This window comes from Neobacillus camarae (genome assembly GCF_054950115.1).
The window spans coordinates 582,632-606,558 of sequence record NZ_JBUCKX010000003.1; the positions used below are offsets into that span (position 1 = coordinate 582,632).

At 41.5% G+C, this 23,927-nt stretch carries 31 protein-coding genes; 6 read left to right on the top strand and 25 right to left on the bottom strand.

Translation table 11 applies throughout. The features are described 5' to 3' along the window. Positions 1-65 precede the first annotated feature (65 nt). Positions 66-512 carry a FixH family protein gene (locus ACY8D0_RS18110; protein WP_462411900.1) on the bottom strand — a complete coding sequence of 149 codons (447 nt, stop codon included), beginning with the start codon at positions 510-512 and terminating at the stop codon, positions 66-68. Positions 513-656: 144 nt separating this feature from the next. On the opposite strand from ACY8D0_RS18110, the gene ACY8D0_RS18115 reads away from it, so the two are divergent. After that, positions 657-902, top strand: coding sequence for a DNA alkylation repair protein (locus ACY8D0_RS18115; RefSeq protein WP_462411901.1), 246 nt, complete (start codon positions 657-659; stop codon positions 900-902). A 169-nt stretch (positions 903-1,071) separates the two neighbouring features. Here the strand turns inward: ACY8D0_RS18115 and ACY8D0_RS18120 are convergent, their stop codons facing one another. From ACY8D0_RS18120 to deoD, 3 genes are all read right to left on the bottom strand, one after another. Next, complete coding sequence (locus ACY8D0_RS18120; protein WP_462411902.1) at positions 1,072-1,893, bottom strand: hypothetical protein; 822 nt, start codon at positions 1,891-1,893, stop codon at positions 1,072-1,074. A gap of 153 nt (positions 1,894-2,046) precedes the next feature. After that, positions 2,047-3,510 carry a lmo1851 family serine protease gene (locus tag ACY8D0_RS18125; RefSeq protein WP_462412497.1) on the bottom strand — a complete coding sequence of 488 codons (1,464 nt, stop codon included), beginning with the start codon at positions 3,508-3,510 and terminating at the stop codon, positions 2,047-2,049. Between the two features lie 214 nt (positions 3,511-3,724). Continuing rightward, entirely contained in the window at positions 3,725-4,432 is a 708-nt protein-coding gene (gene deoD, locus ACY8D0_RS18130; RefSeq protein ID WP_462411903.1) for a purine-nucleoside phosphorylase, read from the bottom strand. A gap of 226 nt (positions 4,433-4,658) precedes the next feature. Between deoD and ACY8D0_RS18135 the strand changes: the two genes are divergently transcribed. Then, on the top strand, positions 4,659-4,787 hold the full coding sequence (locus ACY8D0_RS18135; protein WP_462411904.1) for a hypothetical protein: 129 nt from the start codon (positions 4,659-4,661) through the stop codon (positions 4,785-4,787). An 84-nt stretch (positions 4,788-4,871) separates the two neighbouring features. Here ACY8D0_RS18135 and ACY8D0_RS18140 read toward each other — a convergent pair whose 3' ends face one another. The 5 genes from ACY8D0_RS18140 to ACY8D0_RS18160 form a co-directional block, all read right to left on the bottom strand. Beyond that, positions 4,872-5,192 (bottom strand): YodL domain-containing protein, encoded by a 321-nt coding sequence (locus ACY8D0_RS18140; protein WP_462411905.1) that lies wholly within the window; start codon positions 5,190-5,192, stop codon positions 4,872-4,874. 117 nt (positions 5,193-5,309) lie between these two features. After that, positions 5,310-6,080 carry a sporulation protein gene (locus ACY8D0_RS18145; protein ID WP_462411906.1) on the bottom strand — a complete coding sequence of 257 codons (771 nt, stop codon included), beginning with the start codon at positions 6,078-6,080 and terminating at the stop codon, positions 5,310-5,312. Then, a complete protein-coding gene (locus tag ACY8D0_RS18150) occupies positions 6,067-6,888 on the bottom strand; it encodes a serine/threonine protein kinase (protein WP_462411907.1) in 822 nt (273 codons plus the stop codon). The genes ACY8D0_RS18145 and ACY8D0_RS18150 overlap by 14 nt, the downstream gene beginning before the upstream one ends. Before the next feature lie 11 nt (positions 6,889-6,899). Then, positions 6,900-7,082: a hypothetical protein gene (locus ACY8D0_RS18155; protein ID WP_462411908.1), complete on the bottom strand. Its 183-nt coding sequence runs from the start codon at positions 7,080-7,082 to the stop codon at positions 6,900-6,902. A 155-nt stretch (positions 7,083-7,237) separates the two neighbouring features. After that, complete coding sequence (locus ACY8D0_RS18160) at positions 7,238-7,411, bottom strand: YozD family protein (RefSeq protein WP_462411909.1); 174 nt, start codon at positions 7,409-7,411, stop codon at positions 7,238-7,240. Positions 7,412-7,574: 163 nt separating this feature from the next. On the opposite strand from ACY8D0_RS18160, the gene ACY8D0_RS18165 reads away from it, so the two are divergent. Then, complete coding sequence (locus tag ACY8D0_RS18165) at positions 7,575-7,742, top strand: hypothetical protein (protein WP_462411910.1); 168 nt, start codon at positions 7,575-7,577, stop codon at positions 7,740-7,742. A gap of 2 nt (positions 7,743-7,744) precedes the next feature. Here the strand turns inward: ACY8D0_RS18165 and ACY8D0_RS18170 are convergent, their stop codons facing one another. From ACY8D0_RS18170 to ACY8D0_RS18215, 10 genes are all read right to left on the bottom strand, one after another. Further along, positions 7,745-8,440, bottom strand: a complete 696-nt coding sequence (locus tag ACY8D0_RS18170) for a hypothetical protein (RefSeq protein WP_462411911.1) — start codon at positions 8,438-8,440, stop codon at positions 7,745-7,747. Positions 8,441-8,567: 127 nt separating this feature from the next. Next, a complete protein-coding gene (locus tag ACY8D0_RS18175; protein WP_462411912.1) occupies positions 8,568-8,795 on the bottom strand; it encodes a YozE family protein in 228 nt (75 codons plus the stop codon). 101 nt (positions 8,796-8,896) lie between these two features. Next, the gene (locus ACY8D0_RS18180; RefSeq protein WP_462411913.1) at positions 8,897-9,181 is read right to left on the bottom strand and encodes a YokU family protein; all 285 of its coding nucleotides are present in this window, start codon (positions 9,179-9,181) and stop codon (positions 8,897-8,899) included. Position 9,182: 1 nt separating this feature from the next. Continuing rightward, a complete protein-coding gene (gene kamA / locus ACY8D0_RS18185; RefSeq protein WP_462411914.1) occupies positions 9,183-10,598 on the bottom strand; it encodes a lysine 2,3-aminomutase in 1,416 nt (471 codons plus the stop codon). A gap of 147 nt (positions 10,599-10,745) precedes the next feature. Further along, complete coding sequence (locus tag ACY8D0_RS18190) at positions 10,746-12,134, bottom strand: sigma-54 interaction domain-containing protein (protein WP_462411915.1); 1,389 nt, start codon at positions 12,132-12,134, stop codon at positions 10,746-10,748. A 60-nt stretch (positions 12,135-12,194) separates the two neighbouring features. After that, on the bottom strand, positions 12,195-13,046 hold the full coding sequence (gene ablB / locus ACY8D0_RS18195) for a putative beta-lysine N-acetyltransferase (RefSeq protein WP_462411916.1): 852 nt from the start codon (positions 13,044-13,046) through the stop codon (positions 12,195-12,197). A gap of 68 nt (positions 13,047-13,114) precedes the next feature. Continuing rightward, a complete protein-coding gene (locus tag ACY8D0_RS18200; RefSeq protein WP_462411917.1) occupies positions 13,115-14,380 on the bottom strand; it encodes a peptidase in 1,266 nt (421 codons plus the stop codon). A 33-nt stretch (positions 14,381-14,413) separates the two neighbouring features. After that, positions 14,414-15,079, bottom strand: coding sequence for a 3-oxoacid CoA-transferase subunit B (locus tag ACY8D0_RS18205; RefSeq protein ID WP_462411918.1), 666 nt, complete (start codon positions 15,077-15,079; stop codon positions 14,414-14,416). After that, the gene (locus ACY8D0_RS18210) at positions 15,064-15,756 is read right to left on the bottom strand and encodes a CoA transferase subunit A (protein ID WP_462411919.1); all 693 of its coding nucleotides are present in this window, start codon (positions 15,754-15,756) and stop codon (positions 15,064-15,066) included. The genes ACY8D0_RS18205 and ACY8D0_RS18210 overlap by 16 nt, the downstream gene beginning before the upstream one ends. Beyond that, positions 15,757-17,112, bottom strand: coding sequence for an aspartate aminotransferase family protein (locus ACY8D0_RS18215; RefSeq protein ID WP_462411920.1), 1,356 nt, complete (start codon positions 17,110-17,112; stop codon positions 15,757-15,759). Between the two features lie 198 nt (positions 17,113-17,310). On the opposite strand from ACY8D0_RS18215, the gene ACY8D0_RS18220 reads away from it, so the two are divergent. Continuing rightward, the gene (locus tag ACY8D0_RS18220) at positions 17,311-18,672 is read left to right on the top strand and encodes a TrkH family potassium uptake protein (RefSeq protein WP_462411921.1); all 1,362 of its coding nucleotides are present in this window, start codon (positions 17,311-17,313) and stop codon (positions 18,670-18,672) included. A gap of 35 nt (positions 18,673-18,707) precedes the next feature. Here ACY8D0_RS18220 and ACY8D0_RS18225 read toward each other — a convergent pair whose 3' ends face one another. Then, the gene (locus ACY8D0_RS18225; protein ID WP_462411922.1) at positions 18,708-18,881 is read right to left on the bottom strand and encodes a YjcZ family sporulation protein; all 174 of its coding nucleotides are present in this window, start codon (positions 18,879-18,881) and stop codon (positions 18,708-18,710) included. Between the two features lie 121 nt (positions 18,882-19,002). Between ACY8D0_RS18225 and ACY8D0_RS18230 the strand changes: the two genes are divergently transcribed. Then, positions 19,003-19,614, top strand: coding sequence for a DUF502 domain-containing protein (locus ACY8D0_RS18230; protein WP_462411923.1), 612 nt, complete (start codon positions 19,003-19,005; stop codon positions 19,612-19,614). An 8-nt stretch (positions 19,615-19,622) separates the two neighbouring features. On the opposite strand, the gene msrB is transcribed toward ACY8D0_RS18230, so the two are convergent. The 5 genes from msrB to ACY8D0_RS18255 all read right to left on the bottom strand — a co-directional run bounded on the left by msrB (position 19,623) and on the right by ACY8D0_RS18255 (position 22,843). Then, positions 19,623-20,063: a peptide-methionine (R)-S-oxide reductase MsrB gene (msrB, locus tag ACY8D0_RS18235; RefSeq protein WP_462411924.1), complete on the bottom strand. Its 441-nt coding sequence runs from the start codon at positions 20,061-20,063 to the stop codon at positions 19,623-19,625. Next, positions 20,053-20,598: a peptide-methionine (S)-S-oxide reductase MsrA gene (gene msrA, locus ACY8D0_RS18240; RefSeq protein WP_462411925.1), complete on the bottom strand. Its 546-nt coding sequence runs from the start codon at positions 20,596-20,598 to the stop codon at positions 20,053-20,055. The genes msrB and msrA overlap by 11 nt, the downstream gene beginning before the upstream one ends. Positions 20,599-20,745: 147 nt before the next feature. Then, positions 20,746-21,324: a YpmS family protein gene (locus tag ACY8D0_RS18245; RefSeq protein WP_462411926.1), complete on the bottom strand. Its 579-nt coding sequence runs from the start codon at positions 21,322-21,324 to the stop codon at positions 20,746-20,748. A gap of 5 nt (positions 21,325-21,329) precedes the next feature. Further along, on the bottom strand, positions 21,330-22,154 hold the full coding sequence (locus ACY8D0_RS18250; RefSeq protein ID WP_462411927.1) for an SGNH/GDSL hydrolase family protein: 825 nt from the start codon (positions 22,152-22,154) through the stop codon (positions 21,330-21,332). Between the two features lie 110 nt (positions 22,155-22,264). Further along, a complete protein-coding gene (locus tag ACY8D0_RS18255) occupies positions 22,265-22,843 on the bottom strand; it encodes an SCO family protein (protein ID WP_462411928.1) in 579 nt (192 codons plus the stop codon). Positions 22,844-23,008: 165 nt separating this feature from the next. Between ACY8D0_RS18255 and ACY8D0_RS18260 the strand changes: the two genes are divergently transcribed. After that, a complete protein-coding gene (locus ACY8D0_RS18260; RefSeq protein WP_462411929.1) occupies positions 23,009-23,902 on the top strand; it encodes an MBL fold metallo-hydrolase in 894 nt (297 codons plus the stop codon). The last annotated feature ends 25 nt before the right edge of the window (positions 23,903-23,927 follow it).

The following is a 23,927-nucleotide window of genomic DNA, read 5'->3' on the forward strand; positions in this document are numbered from 1 at the left end:
CCCCCTTAGGAGTCAGTCTCTTTTTCAATTTCACTATTTAGAGGCAGGTTTTATTGCCCGTGTCCCTACATATCCATGTCATCCATGGAATCATTTGATTGATTATCTTCAGGTTCGCTCGGCGCCCCTATCGTAAACTCTTTTTTCGGCATGGTATGCATATCCCTTGCTGTGACATGTGAAATGATATAATAGGTTCCATCTTGCGGGAAGGACTTCTCAAGCCGGTATAATCCATTTTTAGCATGCGCCACTTTTATTTTTTCATGGTTTTCATCCTTCGACCGCCAAATTTCAAATACAACCTCATCCGCATCGGTAACGGCCTCGTTTCCTTGGGTGACTTTTGCCTCAAATGTAACCGTTTCGTTTGCATGCGCTTTGTCAGGGGTAATTGACAGTTCCACATTCACTATATCAGGAATGTCGTTTTTTGGGTCTTCATTCTTGCTGCAGGCAGCCATTAGGCAAAACAATAATAGAGTCATAATACTCAAAAGTACTTTCTTCACTTCTCTCAACCCCTTGCTTTATTTTTCTTTCTTCATATACGAGGCTACTAAATCCATAAATTAGCTGTTCTCATATGCATTGTTACATAATTAGCATCACTATTGCAAAAGATATATTTTACTAATATAAGAAAGGAGATTACTATGTCTACCCCCTATAGATGTCCCAACTGTAAGACCAATCGAAGCCGTTTTAATCTAATCCAACAAGTATCCCATTCAGTGAAGCTTGACCCCCGGTCAGGAGAAGTCATCCGGGAGTATGCCGGGAACGATTTAGAACCCTTTCACCTGCCATACCAAGGTCCTGAATACCGCATCCAATGCGGCGCATGCGGATTAATTGAAGATGAGCGAACGTTTATCAAGTTTGGCGAACAGCCAATTTGAAATTCCTTCCCTCCATATAAAGAAAACTCGCCGATTGGCGAGCCAAAAGAGGCGAAGACTAAGGCGTAGCGACACTTATGTCGGATAGAAAGGTTTTATGCTTTCCAATCGGTCCCAAAAATAACACCTTTACTTGGAGACAGTCTCTAGTAAAGGTGTTTTCATATGCCTAAGGCCATTGATTTTCTTTTAAAAAGGAAAGCGAATCTATTTTCCATGCACCCCAAGGTGAAAATCGCACTAAATGCATGTTTCCCTTATACGAAGTGGGACCTTTATTTTTTATATACCAATCGACTTCCACAGGAACATCAAGAGATAGTTCGGATGACAGGTCTTCAGGTGGGAGGTACTCCATTCTTGTGATACGGACATTGTCCACTTTCTTTAAAATGGGCTTCCAGTTTATCTTTTGTAACGATGCCTCTGAAGTAATTTGAAGGTCCTGTTGTTTAAAGCCGGCAATATAGGCATGAATAACTTCATATGGATCGGCCTTGCTAAAATAATCACCCAATTTTCCAGAGGCTTTATAGATCATCAGCATATGGGAAAGATCCATCTTATTCGTCCGATGAGTAGTACTGCCATAGAAATGAATACAAAAGTGACCGGGAAAATTATTCTTTAGAGCTCCTGCGCCGTGTGGCATCCCGTGCATAGAAGCGGCAATTCTCTGTTTTTTGTGGATGACAAGGATAGCTCTTCGCTTCCAGCTCCATTTTCCACCGTATATTTCCTTCATGATTTTTGTATCTTGTGCCGTAATTGGCTGAACATCAGCATGATGACTGCCCGCGCGCCGCTGTACATTAAATTTTTTCCCTGTTTCAAGGTCTTTTACAATAAACTTCGTATACTTAGGCAAAATTTGATCGACCCGATTCCAATCAAGCATTTCAATCTTATAGCGGTAATCTGCTTGCACTTGTAAGGAATGGCCATTCAGGAGGAAAAAGAAGAGCAACAGTAAAGGCAGCGTTTTTTTCACGTGAATTCCTCCAGTAAGTAAAATTGCCACATCAATAATTAAAGATTTACCTTTACCCAGGAAATTCATGCAACGAACAACGATTTTTCCCCATGAAAAGGCCCGATTCATTTGGAATCGGGCCTAATATTTCCCATCCGTTGAAGAGGATGCTTATTTCATTTCTTCTTTCAGAACCTCAACTGCTTTTTGCAGCTGGGTATCATTTGATTGTATTTTTTCTCTTAAAAGTTCCATTAATTTCATAGTGCTATCGCCTTTTAATATACCATCTGCCGGAAGCCCATTGGCCGTTTGAAAGGCCATAACAGCCTCTTTTGTTTTATCATCGAAGAATCCATCTTCACGTCCAGGGTCATACCCTATGGCTTTCAGCATTTTTTGGGCCGTCTGTACCTCTGTAGAGGAACTGGACAAGGTGAGTTCCTTATCCGGATTAATGATGGAAAGTGTTGCATACTCTGGCAACGCTACCTCCACATCCGGCTTGATTCCTTTTTTATGAATCCAATTGCTATTCGGTGTCAGCCACTTGGCGATTGTGAATTTGAGATTTGACCCATCGGAAAAGTTCGATGCTGTTTGAACAGTTCCTTTTCCAAACGACTTTTCACCTATCAGCTTCACACCGGCTGATTCCCTTAACGCCGCCGCAGTGATTTCCGATGCACTGGCACTGCCTTTATCAATCAATACAACCAACGGCAAATTGGGATTTCCTTCATTACTCGAGGCAATTTCCTTGATCTTCCCATTCCGGTCTTCTTCTTTTACAATGACCTTTCCTTTAGGGACAAACATACTGGAAATGCTGACTGCCTGATCCAATAATCCGCCTGGATTTTGTCTCAAGTCTAAAACAAGCCCTTTCATCCCTTGATTTTGCATGTCGTTTAACGTTTTGACCAATTCTTTTGCTGTATTAGTAGAAAAGCTGGTGATTTGTACCTTGGCAATCCCGTCTTCCACCATTTCCCCATAAACCGTCTCAATCGGAATTTCATCCCGAACGATGGGCACTGTTAGCGGCGCACTTGTGCCCGCCCGTTGAATTGATAGTTCAACTTTTGTCCCCTTTTTGCCGCGAATGATGGTTACAGCCTCCGTCGAGGTCATTCCCTGTAAGCTCTTGCCATCCACGGAAAGAATGATATCATCCGGTTTTAAGCCTGCCTTTTCAGCAGGGGAACCTTTGATGGGCGATACAATCACAATATGTCCATCTTTTTCTTGTATTTCTGCGCCAATTCCTTCAAATGAAGAGGATATGGTGCTGTTGAAGCTCTTTGCCTCATCTACGCTCATATAATCAGAATACGGGTCATCCAAAGATTCCACCATACCATTGATGGCCCCGTTAATAAGCTTCTTATCGTTAACCTTCTTGAAATAATCGTTATTGAGCGTATCATACGCCTCGTATAATTTTTTAAATTCACTGCGTTCACCACTTACAGTGACTACCTTTTCGTCCCCAAAAGACAGAGCGACTGCCGTAATCCCGGCAGATAAGAAAACAATTAGAAACAGAAGCATAATAAAGTGGAATTTTTTCAACCGTATATAACTGGACTTAGCTTCTGTCGTTTGTTCTTGAGCTCGTTTTTCCTGTTCCATTTTCTCTTCTTCCAACGCCTTCACCACTTTCATTCACAAAAAAATTAAGATAAGAGCCTGCTGTATTGTGTGGTCATAGTAAAAGCAACACAAGTTTTATTACAAGCCATTTATTGCCCTTAGTGTTTAGAATAACATCTTTTTAATAAAATTAACAAAGAAAAGTTAACAGAAACGAAAAGTAAAAAAAACCACTTCCAAATGGAAGAGGTTCTCATGATTCCTTTACAGCAGCCTCCAATGCCACCTTAATCATGTCATTAAAGGTTGACTGGCGCTCCTCGGCAGTTGTTTCTTCCCCAGTGAGGATGTGGTCACTGACGGTCAAAACGGTTAACGCCTTCCTGCCAAATTTAGCAGCCAGAGTATATAAAGCGGCCGTCTCCATTTCAACTGCAAGAATTTGATATTTGGCCCATTTTTCAAGTTCGGCATTATCATTATAAAAAGAGTCTGCTGTAAACACGTTCCCTACTTTTAAATTGAGGCCCTTGGCAACTCCGGCCTCATAGGCTTTTCTTAGCAATTCAAAGTTAGCGATTGGAGCATAATCAACATGTCCAAAAGTCAATCGGTTCATATTGGAATCTGTCGAACTTGCCATGGCCAAAATGACATCACGAACTTTGACATCCTTTTGAATCGCACCGCATGTCCCTACACGAATCAAGGTTTGCGCATTGTAACTATTGATCAATTCATTGACATAAATTGAGATGGAAGGAACACCCATCCCAGTTCCTTGGACGGAAATCCTTTTTCCTTTATACGTACCAGTGAATCCGTACATATTACGGATCTCGTTATAACAGTAGGCTTCCTCTAAAAAGTTCTCAGCAATATATTTAGCGCGTAATGGATCTCCAGGAAGAAGGACCGTTTCTGCTATTTCATTGTCTTTTGCGCCAATATGTACACTCATTTCATAAATCCCCCCATATCATATGTACTTTTACTATTTTGTACCATAGCCACTATACCATAAACATTTTTTTGCGCCAAACTGTTAATCAAAAAAGACATGTTATTTTTAAATTGTGGGACTCTATATTTAAACTCAATTGGTTTCATGAGTTGCCGTAAATTTAGCTGAAAATAATTTGTCACTTACCATAAAGGACAAGTATATAGTTGAGGAGGAGTTAAACATGGGAAAAAAACATCGCAGTCGTATTAATGCACCAAAGAAGAATAATCACATACCACCTGAGGCGATTATTGCGGAACAGGAAGCCCATGGAAAAGAATATTCAGCAAGCGGCGGACGCAAACGTTAGTCAGGAGTAGCATAGCATTATTTCAAAAAAAAGAAGTCTGGCCCATCCCAATGGGTGCCAGACTTCTTTGTATCATGATTCTAATTACTTATGGTTAGGAAAAAGGACAATCCGATTTATTTGGACCCATCCGCCTGGCTGCAGTTGGTAATAATACTGGCCTCCCCTGCCCTCATCGATCAATACAATATCCCCTGTCGAAAGGAACCGTCCTTTGTAACTAACCGGGATTCTATCCGTAACATTAAACCGACTGAAGGTTTCCCGCAAGCAATGTTCACGGTTGGACGCTTGAACCATTGTCCGGTAAACCTGTTTATGCCCTTTCTTTTCGCGCTGTTTTGGAGTTTGGAAGATCGTCACATCATATTGAATGGCACTTTTTCTAGTTATCGCTTTGATCATAAAAACCCTCCAATTAGTAGAATTAATTGTCTATTCTAATAATTGGAGACAGACATTGTCGAATCCTCCAAAGAAATAACACTATTTTTGTCGAAACTTAAAAATGTTGAAAAATGGTTAGGAATACCTTTGGATGAGACTATGAATTTTTTGCTGCATGGCAGGAATATCGGCACTGGATACGGTCATCCTTACATTTGTCTCATCAACACCCAATGCTTCAGAGAATAGACCGGCTAACCCTCTTGCTCTGCGGTCCACTTGCACCATCAAGTCTAGCGTACCTGTTCCCGCCGGGAAAAACACGACTTCCAGCTCATCCAGACGGCCGCGAAATGGGCCGGAAACCGGAACGAATTCAAATTCCTGGACAAATGGCAGCCTGCCGCGAAGACGTCTGGGAGCCTCCTCGCAATCTGCCTCACGCATCCTGAAGCCAAGGCTGTCGATTGCATGAAACACAGCAGACATTAACGGATTGGGCATTACTTTTATATAATCCTTATCACTCGGATCAGCACCGCCTTTAATATCAAGACCAGTGGTAATCCACACCTTAGACCTTCCAATCGATAAAGGGGTATCATAGGGAAGTCCAAAAGTAAACGGAATTTCCTTTGCTTCATTGGTGCGAATGACAAATGGCGTTGTCAACCTAAACCGGTCAATGACAGTATTTACTGAGTATTTTCGATCATCAGACTCCCTTAAGTAGGTGGTGTTAAGGTTCAGATAAATTTCATCGACTTGCTGGTCCACTTTACCGCCTCTTATCGACACCAAACCCTTAACAATCTCGCCGGGCATATACGAATCCTTTTCGAGTTTCGTATCCACTTTAGCAGCTCCAATTCCAACGCTTGCAAAAACTTTGTTAAAAAACGACATTATATTTCCCCCTTACTAGTGATATAACCTTTTCAATATCGGCTTTGACCTCGAGAAAATCTGGATAGGCCGGTTCGATTTGCAATAGGCGCCTGATTATCCGCTTTGCTTCCGGACAGATTTCCAACTCTTCTTCCCAACTCATTTTCTGCTTGTGAGCAGGAATTTCGAAGTTAGAATAGAGTAAAAACAATAAAAAATGCCCTAGCCCATAAAAGTCTGCCTGGTAGTTTATTTGTTTGCGTATATGGTTTTGCCGTTTCTTCGTTATATGCTTATCGTTCATACTTCTGGCAAGACCCAAATCAATCAAGCGGATTTGCGAATTGCTTAACAGGACATTGGGAATCCTGATATCTCTATGAATGATGTTACGTTCATGTAGAAATCCAATTAAATCTATCAATTCATTGGCAATCAAAAACACGTCCAACTCCGAGATTTTCCATCCATCGTCAAAAATAAGCTGCTCAAAGTTCTTTCCGTCAATAAATTCCATCGTAAAATAAGGGATTTTTTGGTGAACTCCTCCCTCAAAATACTTGGGGAGTCCAGGATGGTTAAATAGTTTTAACAGGAACTGCTCCATTGAAAACCCTTTTCTGCCGGATTTGGTTATTCTCTTATGAAGCCGCAGTGCCTTTAGTACCAAATTTTGACCGCTTAGGCGGTCAAAAACCAAGTAACTGAATCCGTAACCTCCCGCTCCCAGCAGATGTAATACCTGGTAACGGCCGTTTATTAATTCCCCCTTTTTAAAGGGTTGTTCAAACAAATGGCAAAAAAATAGAAGCAGCCTATTAATCATGGCGATGAAAATTAACTGCTAAAAAAGCTGGAAATAAAACTGCTGCTTTTATGTTTCTTTTTATAATGATGATGTCCAAGATGATTGTACTTATGGGAATGATGTTTCTTCCAAGCATCACTCGATGATCCATAATGATGGTTGTGGTGAAGCTTGCTCTTAATAATGGATTTTAAAAATTTTTTTAACATCATATAGCCCCTTTCTTCTTTGTTCATATATACGAAGGGGTGAACGAAAGGTTTCTCCTTTAGGGAAAAATATTTTCAAAAAACATAAAAAAACGAGCCGTTGCCCGTTTTTTAACCCATCTATGGAAGGAGACGACAATTTCCAAGTTAGCAAAGTGTTAGTCTTCCTCAACTTCCTCATCAATGATGCATTTTTCAATTAAATATTCGAAAGTGATGTCTGCCAGTTCCTCCAATTCTTCTTCACTAGGAACGTAACCCCTTTTTACCAACTCATGAAAGAAAAATTCCGCAATCTCTTCGGTATCAATAAATACTTCAATTTCTCTCAAGTAATCGCCCCCTTTATACAGAATGTATGAGCGGCATTCATTTTTCATGCCAGTTTCTTTGACATGCCGCTCATTGTGCAAACTTTTTATTTTTCCTATAGAACAAGGTTATTTTTGTTTTCAGACAAGCATAGGATGATAAAAAAATATTCCCTGAGGTGAAATGATGTCTAATTTGCATTTAAAATTTGAGGCATGGGTCGAAGATGTTAATAAGGAAAATAGCGTAACCATCCAAATCTTTGAAAATATCATCAATAAAATGTTTATCTTGATAAAATGGGCTGGAGTTCCCTATCTTTTTTACTTGCTGCTTCAACTGTTCAATTGAACCTATACATGACTTTTGCCATCATTGCTGGTAAGCCTTTCCAGTTTCTTAAGTATGACCCGCATGACTTGATAATATTCTTGATCATGAAATAATTCATATAGAATTCGATAGTCATTGAAAATATCCAATAAATGGTCGATTAGCTGCTTCTTTTCTTTAATCCGATTTATTTCTTCCATTTCTACTTTTTTAAGCATGTTATTGTGCTTTGGGCTTACTTTGTTTGTGTCTTGTTTGTTTACTAAGTATAACAAACCGAGCTTTTGTATAAATGTGTCGGCACTCTCGGCATCCGCCACGAGTGTCAGCTCTTCCTCGCCAACTTCAAGCCATTCCCCGTCACTAACCCGTGACAGTTCATAAATAACGTCTTCCCATGCATCTTCTTTGTACCGCCAAATCTCCGTACGATACCCAATCACCTTAAATAGGTCTGCCCCATATCCACTTACTTGGACAAGGTCACCTATAAAAAATTTATATTCAATATCGATTTGTTCCTGTTCCATTACTTTACCTTCATATTCAGATAACAATTGTAATGCTGATTCATTAAATAAACCTTGGCCCTTATTGACTTCATACACATAATCTGACTCAAGCCACTTTACATCGGTGACCTTACCAACTGTCCCATATATGGTAATGACGACCGTATCGCCAATATTATATTTAGGTTTTTTCCTTCCTGCCATGTCCTCCCCTCCTTTAATTTTAGTCAGGATAATTGATTACAATAGTATATGCGGGGAGTTCATTTAAGCGCACGGCATTTTACCAAAAGAAAAATCGCCTCTGTTAAGAGACGATTTCCCTTTTTGTTTATTCTCCTGATTCTGACTGAATGTATAACTGCCATGCTTCATCAAAAATGGTCATAGACTCTAGATAATCACCGTTAAGTTCAAGGTAGGAACTCAGTCCATGATAGTCATCTGAATACTTTGGAAAACTGTGATCCTCATAGGCATGGTTGGCAAAGACACTAATGGCATCTTTTGGCTCGGGATGCCGATATTTCATTAAAAAGTGGTAGAATGATTTTCTCAATTACTAGCGCCTCACTAAGAACAATTCTATTAATGTTTCTACTATAGACGATATGGATGCAATCGTCCAGCCTAACCGTTGTGTTGGATGGAGCCAAATAATCACGTTGAAAAGTCAAAATAATTTTTCTTCAATAATCTTGGTATGGCCATCAGTTCAGGAAAGCTAATGGCTTTGCCAATTTTCCTGCAATCTATCAGGAACAATTGATCCTCTATTTCCTTTACAATCTTCTCACTTTGATACACCATCGAACAATCAGAACATGTCAATGTGGGCGTATCCGTTATTTCGATGGCACGGAGTCCATCCGGCAATTCCCAAAAGACAGCACCCGTTCCCATGGTAATATTTTTACTATTGCACCATTCGCAGTTCTGGTTCAACTCAACTCCCCCCATCCTTTGATTCCTCTTTCGTTTGTTTTTGAACAAGCGCCTGGTATTTCTTTTCCTTTAATTCGTCCCGCTTGCTTCGTTTATCCTTTAACGTTTGATGCTCTGGATTTTGATTATATTCCTTGCGGCGGTTTAGCCGTGTTAATCCCTCTGGAACCAGGTTAAACTGCTGGTCATTCATAATACCGGCGATCCCGTTTACCGATTTGTGACGGTCCATGTCAGGATAAACTTCTTTAAAATAGTCCTCTGCCCTTCCAGGAACATAATTTTCCGGCTCAGGATAGGAAGTGATGACTCCTTCGAAATTTCTCAACACCACTTTTTCGGGACTTTGAGAAATGAGATAGTTCGGCTGCAGGGCAATTTTTCCGCCGCCTCCCGGTGCGTCCACCACAAATGTCGGGACAGCATAGCCGCTCGTATGTCCGCGCAGTCCTTCGATAATTTCTAGGCCTTTTGAGACTGGCGCACGGAAATGGCCAATTCCCTCAGACAAATCACATTGGTAGATATAATAAGGGCGGACACGAATCTTGACCAAATCGTGCATTAGTTGTTTCATAATCGGGACACTATCATTAATGCCGGCTAAAATAACTGACTGGTTGCCCACCGGAACCCCGGCATTGGCCAACATTTCACAGGCACGTTTCGAATCCTCCGTGATCTCAATTGAAGTATTGAAATGGGTATTTAGCCAAATGGGATGGTATTTCTTTAGGATATTGCAAAGGTTTTCTGTGATTCTCTGCGGGAATACAACTGGGGCTCTTGTCCCGATTCGGATGATTTCCACATGGTCAATTTCCCTGAGATTTTTTAAAATATACTCTAAAATGCTATCATTGATTAACAGACCGTCCCCGCCCGAAATCAGGACATCCCTTACCTGCGGCGTTTGGCGGATATAGGCAATGGCCGCATCGAGCTGTTTTTTCGGCACCCCCATGCCGATTTGCCCGGAAAATCGTCTCCTCGTGCAGTATCGGCAATACATCGAACATTGGTTGGTCACCAGAAACAAGACACGGTCCGGGTAGCGGTGGGTAAGACCGGGGACCGGGGAATCTTCATCTTCATGCAAAGGGTCTTCCAAGTCATATTTAGTTTTATAGATTTCTTTTGAAACCGGCACAGACTGCATTCGAATCGGACAGCGCGGATCATCAGGGTTCATTAATGATGCATAGTATGGAGTAATATTTAATGGAATGGTTTTAGTGGAGATAAGGACGCCTTCTTCCTCATCCGGTGTGAGATTAATAACTTTTTTTAGGTCCTCCACCGTACGAACCGTATTGGTTAACTGCCATAACCAATCATTCCATTGCTCCTCTGTTACATCCTTCCAAAGTTCTATGTCTTTCCAATGCCTTGACGGCTTATATAAAAACTGCTTCATTTTGACTCCTCCTAACATGCTTTACTAAATATTATGCAAGAATCGTGCCAAAGGAGAGAAGTGCAGGGGCACTGCCAACAGCTTAAGGAACCGTACCATGCCCAGAAATCCATTAAACAATAAAAAGTGCCGAATAATCGGCACTTTTTAAGTCATTTTTTTCAGCTTATATTGCAATGTTTGCCTAGGAATCTCCAAAACCTTGGCGGCTTGATTGATATTCCCCGTGCACAGCATCATGGCATCCATTATCAATTTACGCTCCAGATTCATTAAGTTTTTTCTTAAAGCCAAGCTCTCTGGAAGGATATCATCCATTTTTGGACTCGTCTGGTGCCTTAACATCATCGGTAAGTCGGCAATGGTCAACTGTTCGTGCTCACAAACATTAATCATATACTCAATTGTATGTTTCAGCTCACGGACATTACCGGGCCAAGTGTACCCTTTTAAAAACCTCTCCAGTTTTTTCTCCATTGTTTTTACTTGTTTCTGCAATTTTTGATTATATTCCTTTACGAATAAGGCGGCTAAGAATAAGATATCCTCCTTTCTTTCCCTTAAGGGAAGAAGTGAAAAGGTAAACACATTCAACCGATAATACAAATCGGAACGAAGCAATTTTTCTTGAAGTGCCTGTGCAGGAGGAACATTTATTGCAGCGATTACACGTACATCCACAGTAGAACTTTCCAGGCTTCCTACCCGGCGAATTTGGCCATCTTCCAACACTCTTAGGAGCTTGGCCTGTAGTTCAGTGGGCATCGCATGGAGTTCATCAAGGAATAAAGTGCCGCCATCAGCCAACTCAAATAGCCCTTTTCGGTCAACAGCCCCTGTATAACTTCCCTTAGCCGTTCCAAACAGGATGCTTTCAAGAAGAGTTTCAGGTATAGCCGCGCAGTTTTGGGCAATAAAGGGGCCGGGGCTTCTACGTGATTCGTGGTGGATGCCTTGAACCAATAATTCTTTTCCTGTACCGGACTCTCCGTATACGAGAATTGCAGAATCGGAATTTGCCAGTTTTTTGGCTTCCTGTAACAGGCTAATAAAATCCGGATTAATTGTCTTCAAGTCATCCAGTGTATAATTTACCTGTTTTGAAGGCTTTTTTCTTTTTCCCCTGTTCACTTCTTTTTGTAAGTCGAGCAATCTTTCCGCGAGCAGCTTCATTCTCGAATAATCCTTGGCGATTTCAACAGCGCCGACAATTTGCTTGTCAATAAAAATAGGTAAGGTTGTATTGATGGTGTCGATTCGGGCACCATGCAAATTGACATAAACCTGTGCTTCGTTATAGATCGGCCGTCTTGTGGCAATCACTTTTAACAAGGTGCTTGATTGCTTAGATAAGGAAGGGAAGGCCTCAAATAAATGTTTTCCGAGTACTTCCTCTACCTCCATGCCGTCGTGTTTGGCAGCCACTGCATTATAAAAAACCGTCATGCCCTCGGTGTCTACTACGTGAATTCCCTCATCAATACTGCTTAATATCGCTGTCAACACTTCTTTGGTCAAAGCGTTTTGCCTTTCCAATGACCTCACCCCCTTTGTAGTTGTAAGGGTGCCGAAATTTCTTGTTAAAGCGCTGAAATTTCAGCAGCTTATAAGATCTTTTACCCACATATTCATATCTTCTAGCTTGTCAAAAATATAGCAATTGTTCATTAACCGGCCTCGATAGGAATAACCTAATTGGAAAAGGGCCGCATTCATACCGAAAGATAAGGCCCGAGCAATGGAATATGCACAGAAAATTCCGTTTTGTATCAGTTCCTGCTCCAGTGCCTCCAATAGATATTTCATTAACCCGTACTTTCTATGTTCAGGAAGTGTGGCACAATCTGTCAGTTCCGCATTTTTATAAAAGGAATTGACTTCTGCCGAAGCGGCACTGACCAGTTTATTCTCATGGTAGAAAGCAAAATATACTGTTCCATCCTGCATAGTTTTTCTAATATAGTCGGGGTCATCAAGAGGAGTCGGATATATCTGAAATACTTGGCTGTAAAGGCCGGACAGTTCGGCTGCGCAGCTTTCATCCGCACGTTTTAACACATAGTCTTTCGGAACCAAAGGTCTTGCTTTAGCAGTGCCTAACTGATACACACTGTGAATAATTTGATCTTCAGTAACCCAATCATCATTTTTCTTCCTGTCAGACGAAAAAAACTTCGAGAAAATATAAGCGTGGGAACCGAGAAAATAACGGTCAATCATGGCCTCTGGCTGAAGCCCATGTTCAAAGAAGCTCTTTGCATCCTCCTTACGGACTTTCACAATCAGTTTTTCGGCCATATGATTTGCTGCCAATTCCTCTGCTTTTTTTATTACAGCTTTTTGGTTTCCCCTATAATCATCAATGCGAATCCGCTTATTGAATGAATCCAAATAGAAATCTGCTGTGAAGTCATTTCCTTGAAGGCAGATGGTCTTTGCCGTTTGCATCCTTTCTTCCCCCCTTTATATCACCTATACAAAATATGCCTGGCCATGTGCATGCCAGGCATATTCCGCTACTGTTCACACCCGCACCAAGTTAGGAGTGTACGGGCAATGACTTCGCTTGCGGAAAACATATCCTCCAAATTAATATGCTCATTTGCATCGTGGGCTACCTCGGTAATCCCCGGTCCAAACACCACAACAGGTGTGTTCCCGACTGTTGATAGAATTCCCCCATCCGTTCCCCAAGGGCTTGCTTCAATTACTGGATTTTTACCTGTTACTTGCTTAAAGCTCTCCGAAAGCTCGTGCATTAAGGGGTGGTCCGTTTCTAGCGTTCCGGGTTGCCAACGTCCCCCAAACCATTCAAGTGTCAGCGGATGCCGGCTAAACCATTCCTCCTGTTCATCAAGCTCCCGCAAGCAGGTTTCCATCTCTTGCTGTGCTGAAGTGATTGTTTCATCCGGGGCCACTCCCATTCTCCCTTCGATGATGGCTTTATCCGGGACGGATGAAGGCCATTCGCCACTTTGGATTTTTCCGATATTAATCGGTATCGGTATCGGTATGTTTTCATAGAGGGCATCAGTAACTCTGGCATTTCTATCCTTCTCCAACTGCAGCAGTCTCTGAATCACCAACTGGGCTTTTTCAATCGCATTGACCCCTTCGTACCTTGTTCCGCCGTGGGCCGCCTTTCCCGATACCGTGATTCTAAACCACATCGATCCTTGTTGTTTGGGAAATAGCTTCATATTTGTCGGCTCCGGAATGAGAGCTCCATCCGCCGCATACCCTCTCAATACTGCGGCAAGTGTACCGGCACCCCCGCTTTCTTCCTCAATCACACTTTGAAAAATAACGTCACCCTTTAACTTGACCCCCGTAGCTATAATGGATTCCAATGCCAATAATAATGCAACGGTTCCTCCCTTCATATCTGTGGCCCCCCGGCCATAAAGTTTTCCGTCTTCAATCCAGCCGCTGAATGGATCCTGTTTCCAGTTTTTCACATCTCCAACCGGCACGACGTCAATATGCCCGTTTAGGATGATGGATTTTCCGCCGCCGGTCCCTTTTAGCACCGCCACAAGATTGGGATTCCCCGCAAAACTGGTCCGGTCACAACAATAGGCTGGATGTCCAGTCAACTCTTCCCCGCCAATTTCCCAAATATCAACGGTTAATCCTAGCTGGCGGCATTTCTCAATAATGATTGCTTGGGCACTGCTTTCATTCCCTCTGGTACTATCTTCCCTTACAAGTAATTGTAAAAGCCTTGCTCCCTTGGCCCGATTTTCCTTCAGCCAATGCCTGATCCGGCCTTCTTCCATCATTAAGTAGTCCACTCCTTTTGGGATATTGGGCAGTTAATAATTGATAATCCGCAAATCTTTACTCACCAGAAAGGCAGCATCTGTCTTTGATTGAACAGTCTTAATATTATAGGGTGCAAAAATTTCAGTTAGCACCAGCCCGGAATCGGTTACCTTGAAGACCGCCATCTCCGTCACAATCAGGTTGACTGATCCCGAGGATGTTAAAGGTAACGTGCACTTTTTTACGATTTTTGGCTTTCCGTGCTTATCGCAGTGATTCATTAGGACAATGACCTTTTTTGCTTTTTGGGCCAGCTCCATCGCTCCGCCCATCCCAGGCACTTTTTTTCCCGGAACAATCCAATTTGCCAGATCTCCTGTTTGACTGACCTGTAGGGAGCCTAAAATGGTTAAATCAATCCTGCCGCTTCGGATGATTCCAAACGCAATGGAACTGTCACAATAAGACCCTCCAGTGTTTAAGGTAACAGGAAAGCCGCCAGCATTGCATAAATTGCCGTCTTCTTCGCCCTCTTTGGGACTTGAACCCATTCCGACAATACCATTTTCTGCGTGGAACATCACCCTAATATCCTTGGGTAAGTGATTGGGAACGAGGGACGGGATGCCTATGCCGAGATTGACTACCATGCCTGTTTGGATTTCTTCGGCCGCTCTTTTTGCCAATCGATGGCGAATCTCTACTCCCAAGCCCATTTCCAATTGACTCCCTTCGATGGAATAACATAGTCGACAAATATACCAGGCGTCACAATTACTTCCGGACTTAATGCTCCCATGGGCACAATTTCATCGGCCTCTGCTATAGTTATTTTGCCGGCCATCGCCACAAGTGGATTTGTATTGCGGGCGCTTTTGTCATAAATTAAATTTCCATATTCATCTGCCATTTTTGCATATACAATCGAAACATCGGCTGTTAATGCCGTTTCCACCACATAGTTTTTTCCGTTTATGTCAACCATCGGCTTGTTTTTGGTCACAATCTCATTGTCTATAGCGATATCGGACAGAATCCCTGGAAGCCCCACCCCTCCGGCACGAATTCTCTCGACAAGGATACCTTGAGGGGAAAATTCCACCTCCAGTTTCCCTTCATGCATCAGCCGGCCGGCTACCGGGTTAGAACCAATGTGGGAAGCTATGATCTTATCGGCTCTCCCATTACTTACTAACTTTCCAATGCCAATTTCCGGAAAACCAGTATCGTTTCCAATCAAGGTCAGGTGCGCTACTCCTTTTTTAAGGATGCCATCTATAAGCCCCGGAGGTGAGCCGACACCACCAAAGCCTCCAAACATCAAGGTCATGCCGTCGTGAAATAAACCCAACACATGGTCCAGTGCAGTAATTTTATTAAATGGATTTTCCATTCACCCTTCACCAGCCATTTCTTCGCCGCTTAGATTTGCAAATGCTTTAAGGGTTTTCGATAGTAGACCAATTAGTTCGTCTATTTCTGTCTGTGAAATGGTTAATGGCGGTGAGATGATGATGGCATCACCGTTCACTCCGTCAATTCCGGAACCAGCCGGGTAAACAAGCAGCCCTTGATCTTTAGCCAGATTGATGATTTTTTGGGTTACCGAGGCCTTTCTCGCAAATGGCTGCTTTGTTTGCCGATCCCGAACAAATTCAATACCGAGAAGGAGCCCTTTACCGCGAATATCACCTATAAAAGAAAACTGATCCTTCAACGCTGTCAATGATTTCATCATGTAATCAGACTTAGTTTTCACTTGATTCATAAGGTCATTTTTTTGTAGATATTCCAATACAGATAAGGAAACTGCACATGATAATGGATTGGCACTTAAAGTATGGCCGCTCATGACCGATTTTGACCCGTTCATGATCGGTTTCATTACTTCCTCACTGGCAATGGCCGCTGCAATCGGCGTATAACCCGCCCCCAGCCCTTTACCAAGGGCCACGATATCAGGAAGCACCTTCCAATGTTCGCAGGCAAGCATGGCCCCGGTTCGCCCGGCACCTGTCATCACTTCATCGGCAATAAACAGAATCCCATAATCATCACAAATTTTCCTGATGGTTTTAAAGTAGTCTTTTGGGGGAACAATAGCACCTCCAGCCGCACCGATTACCGGTTCTGCGATAAACGCGGCGATTTGGTCGGCACCGATTCTTTGAATAGCCGTTTCCAATTCTCTGGCACATAAATAATCACAGGAAGGGGCTTGTAGTTGATAAGGACAGCGGTAACAATAGGGGGGATGAATAGTTGGAAAATCTTCAAGCAGCGGAACGAACCGTGCTCTTCTGCCCGGATGTCCGGACATGGATAGTGCACCTAGTGTAATCCCATGGTAGCTAACCCACCTGGACAAAATCTTTGTTTTTGTATATATCCCCTGTTCCTGCCAATATTGAATGGCGATTTTCATCGCCGTTTCCGTGGCTTCCGAACCGCTGTTAACAAAAAAGCTCCAGTTGAGCTCTCCAGGGGTCAGACTGGCGATTTTTTCTGCTAAGCGTTCTGCTGCTTCACTAGTAAACTGCGAGCGATAAACAAATGAAACTTTTTCTGCCTGTTCGTTCATCGCTTCCAAAATTTCCGTTGCTCCATGGCCAATATTGGCGGTAACAGCACCAGAGGACGCGTCCAAGTATTTCTTTCCATTTTGATCATAAAGATAAATCCCTTTCCCATAAGCAATGACAGGGTAATCCTCGTCAAGCATCGGTTTTATTAAAAAAGAATGTGCCACATGGAACACCGCTTTCTTTTTAAATAATCAGTGGTCATAGAAAGTGTATGATGGATATTTTTGTTTCTTTCATGTTATTGACAGTTCACTAAAGAAAAATGCCGCAAGCGGCTGTCCGCTCCATCCCCTTACCAATCTTTTACTTTTTGCTGTAATTATTATAGAATAACAGGGAGATTTAGATAAGGAAGGGAAGAAATGAAAACAGGGAAATCACGGCAGACAAAATCCAAGGAATTATCAGCTATTCAATTAATAGTGATTTTTTATATGTCAGCATTAATCGTATCCACTTTAATGTTATTAATACCATGGGGGCATCGCCCCGGTGCCAGTTTAAGTTTTATTGATGCTTTGTTTACATCCGCAAGCGCCATCAGTGTGACCGGTTTAAGCGTTGTATCCATAAATGATACCTTTAATAATTTTGGTATCTTTTTATTATGCGTAATTCTCCAATTGGGCGGATTAGGTCTTATGTCTTTAAGCACCTTCCTATGGATTGTCGTCGGAAAAAAAGTGGGTCTTAGGGAGCGGCAACTGATCATGATTGACCAAAATCAATCCAACTTGTCCGGGTTGGTTCACCTAGCAAAGAGAATTCTAATCATGATGTTCTCAATTGAATTGATTGGCGGCATAATTTTAACGTTTGCCTATATGGATTATTATGAAAGTTTTGCTACTGCCTTAAAGCATGGGTTTTTTTCTTCCATCAGTGCGACCACAAATGCCGGCTTTGATATTACCAATGCATCGCTCATTCCTTTTGGAAGTGATTATTTTATCCAAACGATCATCATGTTTTTAATCATTTTTGGCGCCATTGGGTTTCCTGTCATTATTGAATTTTATGAGTTTTTATTAAACCTTAGGGAAAAGAAGAAATTTCATTTTACATTATTTACAAAACTGACCACTACCACCTTTGTTATACTGACCCTATTAGGCGCCGTGAACATCTTTCTTTTGGATATCAACCATTTCTTTAGAAATAAAGACTGGCAGGAATCTTTCTTTTTTTCTCTATTTCATTCGGTAACCACCAAAAGTGCAGGGCTGGCAACAACGGATATTAATAAATTTACACCAGCCAATCAGCTGTTCATGGCGATACTAATGTTTATTGGTGGGTCGCCTAGCAGTGCCAGCGGTGGAATTCGAACCACTACTTTTGCCATTTCCATCTTAGCTGTTTTCTTTTTTGCGCAAGGAAAAGGCTCTATCAAAGTATTTAAGCGGGAAATTCATAGTGATGATGTACTTAAATCTTTTATCGTCATCATAACAGGAGCTTTTCTATGTTTGTCTTCCATTATCGTTCTTTCCGTAACTGAGAAAGGCTCTATGATGGCAATAATCTTTGAAGTGGCCTCCGCGTTTGGAACAAACGGGTTATCAATGGGCTTGACCCCTAATCTGACGACCTTCGGAAAAATGGTGATTATCCTGTTAATGTTTATAGGAAGAGTGGGGATTATTACTTGTTTGTTGCTGTTAAGGGGAAAAGGCACTAAAGAAAACTTCCACTTCCCGAAAGAAAAAGTAATTATTGGATAAAAAAAGCTGTCTCACTTTGAGACAGCTTTTTTATATTAATATGCCCAGCTTGCGCCAATGATAATTAATAAGATAAACAGAACAACAATTAACGCAAACCCGCCAAATCCGGCACCAAATCCGAAGCCTCCATAGCCAAAACCGCCTACTGGAGCACCGAAACCGCACCCACAGCCATCATGGCCATATCCATAACCATATCCATACATTTGCATTCACTCCTCTAAATATTTGTTTCATTTCCCTGTTAGATTATGTAATAGGTGCTTGACCTGTATGTGCATACGCCTATATTATTTTATAGACGAACAGAAAGAAGCAGGTGAAATTATGAAAACAATTATTAAAAGCTTTCTCAATGGAATTCTAACCATTGTTCCCATCATCCTTGTAATTTTTGTGATTTACAAAACGTTTTTATTTTTGGATGGCTTGCTTGGAAACACATTGAGGCATTATTTCAGAAATGATTATATACCTGGGATTGGGCTGCTAACTACGCTCATTTTAATAACTGTGCTAGGCTGGATGTCCACGAAGTACTTTACAGGAAAAGCGATTAACCTAATTGATTATTTACTTGACAGAATCCCAGTGGTAAAAACAATCTATTCTGTCATCAAAGACACCATCCAATCTTTTCTTGGGGATAAAAAGGCTTTTTCTAAGGTAGCACTTGTCGTGATTCCCGGTACTGACATGCGCAGTCTTGGTTTTATTACGTCTGAACAGCTGGAGGATTTTTATAGTCCGTTAAAAGACTATATTGCCGTTTACGTGCCGCAAACCTTTCAAATGGCCGGCTTCACGTTTCTGATCCCAAAAGAACAGGTCGAACTCATTGATGTGAAACCGGAGGATGCGATGAAATTTATCCTGTCTGGTGGAATGACCTCCACTTCCGAACAGAAAAGTGAAAAGGACAAAATAAAAAGCCGCTAATGCGGCTCTTATTTTCCTTCAAATACTTTCAAATATTCCTTATAGCCTTCTTGTTCCAGTTTTTCTTTTGGAATAAACCTAAGCGCAGCGGAATTAATGCAATATCTTAAACCTGTGGGATGTGGACCATCATTAAAGACATGGCCGAGATGGGAATCGGCAGACTTGCTTCTGACTTCGGTCCGGACCATAAAATGGCTGAAGTCATCTTTTTCTAGGATTTCATCCTCTTCAATCGGTTTGGTAAAACTTGGCCAGCCACAGCCGGCATCAAATTTGTCCAAAGAGCTAAACAGGGGTTTTCCTGAAACAATGTCCACGTATATCCCTTCTCTTGACTCATTCCAATATTCGTTTCGGAACGGCGGCTCAGTCGCGTTATTCTGCGTCACTTCAAATTGAATCCCTGTTAAATTCTTTTTAAGTTCCGCTGTATCTTTATTTGCCATGATTTTGTCCCCCCCAGTGTGCTTGAATGAACCCTGCACGGCCTGAGCCAATTTGGTATCTTGAATAGTGAGCAGGGTTTTTCTTATAGTAGTGCTGATGATATTCCTCCGCTGGATAAAACAGTTTTGCCGGAAGGATGGGCGTGATAATTGGTTTATCAAATTTGCCGCTTTCCTCCAACTTCTGCTTTGATTCTTCCGCCAGTTTCTTTTGAGTTTCGTTATGGTAAAAAATCGCCGTTTGATACGACTGGCCCCGATCATAGAATTGGCCGCCTGAGTCAGTAGGATCAATTTGCTGCCAGAACAATTCCAATAATCTTTCATAAGGAAACATATCGGGTTCGTATGTAATTTGAACCGCTTCGTAATGCCCAGTTGTGTCTGTACACACCTGTTCGTACGTTGGATTCTCAACGGTTCCGCCCGTATATCCTGAAATCACACTGATTATACCTGGCTGTTCATCAAAAGGTTTTACCATGCACCAAAAACATCCACCTGCAAATGTAGCTAATTGTTTATTAGTTTCCATATTACCACCTCTTCCATAGTGATAACCCATCTAATTTGAGTATACAGAATAGGGGAACAAAAATAAAATCTTCAGGCTTGCAGAAACTATAAACAAAGAAAAAGCCGGACGCCTCTTTGCCCGGCTTTTCATATAAAGTATCTTATGCTACTGAACTGGAACCATTATAGTAAAAGCTATATCATCTTTTTTCAAGTCGAACTTATCCGCCTTAATTTTCATATCACTTTTGAGCTTTAATTGCTGCATATGAACGTAAATCGCCTGGTCATTTGGCCTGATGTCTACCCCGCTTGGCAGTTTATTATTTTCACTAATAAACCTTAGCACATAAGAGACGGGAAGCGGCAGCCTGCCAATCGACATTGATTTTTGTTTTAACTTTAGATCTCCATTATCAAGCGCTTCAGGTTCGAAGGTTAGTTTCATATTGACTTTATCATCGAATACCGGAATAGATCCATATAACTCGACATCATCCCCTAGGATTACACGATAATTAATTGGCGACTCTGAGGCTTCTTCCTGAAGATAATGGTTAATCAATTTGTTTAAGTCAGACTTATTTGAATTAACATGAAATGAGACATATTCACCGGACTGTGATGATGATTGATTACTTTTCAGTTCCTTAGGCGGAATAAATGCTAATGAGATGATGATAATTACGAATAAAAGAATCACTCCCAGCAAGGCAAGGAATCCAATTTTCCATTTGTTGTTCATTACATCTAATTCCCTTCTGTACTAACCATGAACGGCTTATTCTCTAAAGTTGGCAAGACCTGTTCCTCCATTGTCTTGCCAAGTCGGCCGGCTATCAATTCATAGCCTTTATCATTCGGATGAAAATTATCGGTGTAAAAAAGGTCCTCGTTTGTCTTTTCAAACAAATCCTCAATTCCAACGAAATAGGCGTTGGGATAGTTGGCGATTACCGACTGGCCCGTTTGATTCCATTCCGATACAATTTCATCCAATTCCTTAATGTCTGAGAACCACTTAGAAAAAGGATTATACAGACCGACCAACACAATGGAGGCATTGGGGTTCTCCTCTTCAACTGTGTCGACAATTTGTGTTAGATGCTCACGATAATCTTCTCTTTCCTCCATAAAATCGGCTAACTTAAGGTTTGAAATATTATCCCTTACGACTTTCATAATATCATTGCCGCCTATAGTCAGTATAACCAAGTCCGCCTTTTGTATGGCCAATTTCATTTCTGCAGACTGAAGGCGTTTAAGCAACTGGGTGGTACGGTTACCTTTCACACCATAGTTAAAAAAGTCAACTTCATTAATCCCTTTGGATTTTTCAAGCGTTGATTTTAGATATGGCAAGTAGCCACCTTTCCCGGTGCTATCACCAATTCCTTCTGTTAAAGAATCGCCGGCTGATACGATCGTTAAGTGGCGTGGAAAAAAATCAGCAGGTATTGGGGCAAACGTTTTGAGCGCCGACTGTTTCTCATTGTGGAGCAAAACTGGCTTGGACTCACTGCAGGAGCTAAGGATGAAGATGGAGAGAATCAGAATGGTGATTATTTTTTTCATGTTATCCACCTTCCTTGTAAACTATTTTTATTATAACACGTATGATTTCATACAAAGTAATTGTGTGATATATCCTATTCTTGGCAAAAAAAATAGACCGATTAAACGGTCTATTGCAATGCTTTTATATCATGGATAATTTCATCATAAGGCACATTTTTATACAAGTCATAACTTTTTTTAATAGTTCCATCGGCATTGACAAGATAAACAAAGGTCTGATGTATGACTTGGTTGCCTTCTTCTGGTTTTTTCACTATGGTTTTAAAATTTCCCCTTGCAAAAGATTCAATAAACTCCTGTGAGTAACCAGTTAGAAACGTCCAATTGTTTAAGTCTGCTTGGAATTGACCTGCGTAACGGGTCAGGGCCTCAGGTGTATCCACAGTCGGATCAACACTGAAGGAGACGAATTCCACATTCTTCAGCCCTTCATCTTTTACCTTTTTTTGTAGATTGGCCATGTTTGCTGTCATGGGGGGGCAAACGTCGGCACAGCTGGTAAATATAAAATCCGCTATCCAAACCTTACCCTTTAAATCTTTTAAATCCAAAGACTTATTTTCCTGTGTAGTGGCTGAAAAATCCTTAACCGGCCAATCCACCTCATTTTCTATCTTTTTTTGTCCGCAGGAAACCAAGAATAAAGAAGCCATAATAACCATTATTATAGAAATTCGTATTTTCATACCTTCACCTACAGCTTGTTGGAATTTACCAAAACTAGTTTACCAAAGTTTTTCTAAAGATGAAAGAAAAACAGCCAAAAGAGAGGTTTTCGAAAAAAAGCAATTATGGTATAATGAATGAGCATTCAGTCATATTCAACTTACTAAACTGATAGAGAGGTGTTAATGATGCAACGTATTGGTCCACTTTTGATTATTGAAGGCCCAAACGGAAGTAAGGTCCCTTTTTCTCGCAGCCTGTATATTGATTGTTCTGAAAAAGTATTGCTAGACACGGGGGCCGACCAGCAAGCTCTCTTGGACCTTGACCATGAATACGGGGTCGAATTAATCGTTAACACCCATTATCATCCCGATCATACCCTTCATAATCACCTATTTAAGGATACGATTAAATTAATTAACCCACAAGAATATGAAACAACACGTACAGTGGAAGGTGTCGCCCGATTAAATGGGGTTTTTCAGGAATGGGGGGAAAAAGGAGTTGACCAGTGGAAGGCGAGCCTGCCGGAGGAATGGTCCAAAAATCTGGATGGGATAACAGGAGCTTATGAATACGAGATAGAATATGTCTTCGGGGATATCAAGATTCATTTTTTACATACCCCTGGGCATACAAGCGGCTTCTCCTGCCCTTACTTTCCGGAATTGGGCGTGGCCTTTGTCGGGGACTATGATATGACCACGTTTGGTCCATGGTATAATGGCAGCGATGGCAGTATTGAGGATTTTTTACGTTCAGGGAAACAATTACTTGAACTGGATTGCGATACCTATATTACCGGACATCAAAAGGGCATCTTCACGAAGCAAGAATTTAAGCAGGCCATGGAAAAATTTCTGTCCGTGATCGACCGTCGGGACCAAGCAATCGAACAATTTGTTCTAAAAGGGCAAAATTTTAATGAATTAACTAGCATTGGGATCTTTTATCCGAAGAATATGCTAGAGGTTCCAATCTTAAAAACGTGGGAACGAAGCGGTATACGCAAGCATCTACAGCGGCTGGGATATACAGTTTCGGAAACCACGCAAGAATTGGTGAAAACAAAATAGGATGGGGAGCCCCCCATCCTTCAAT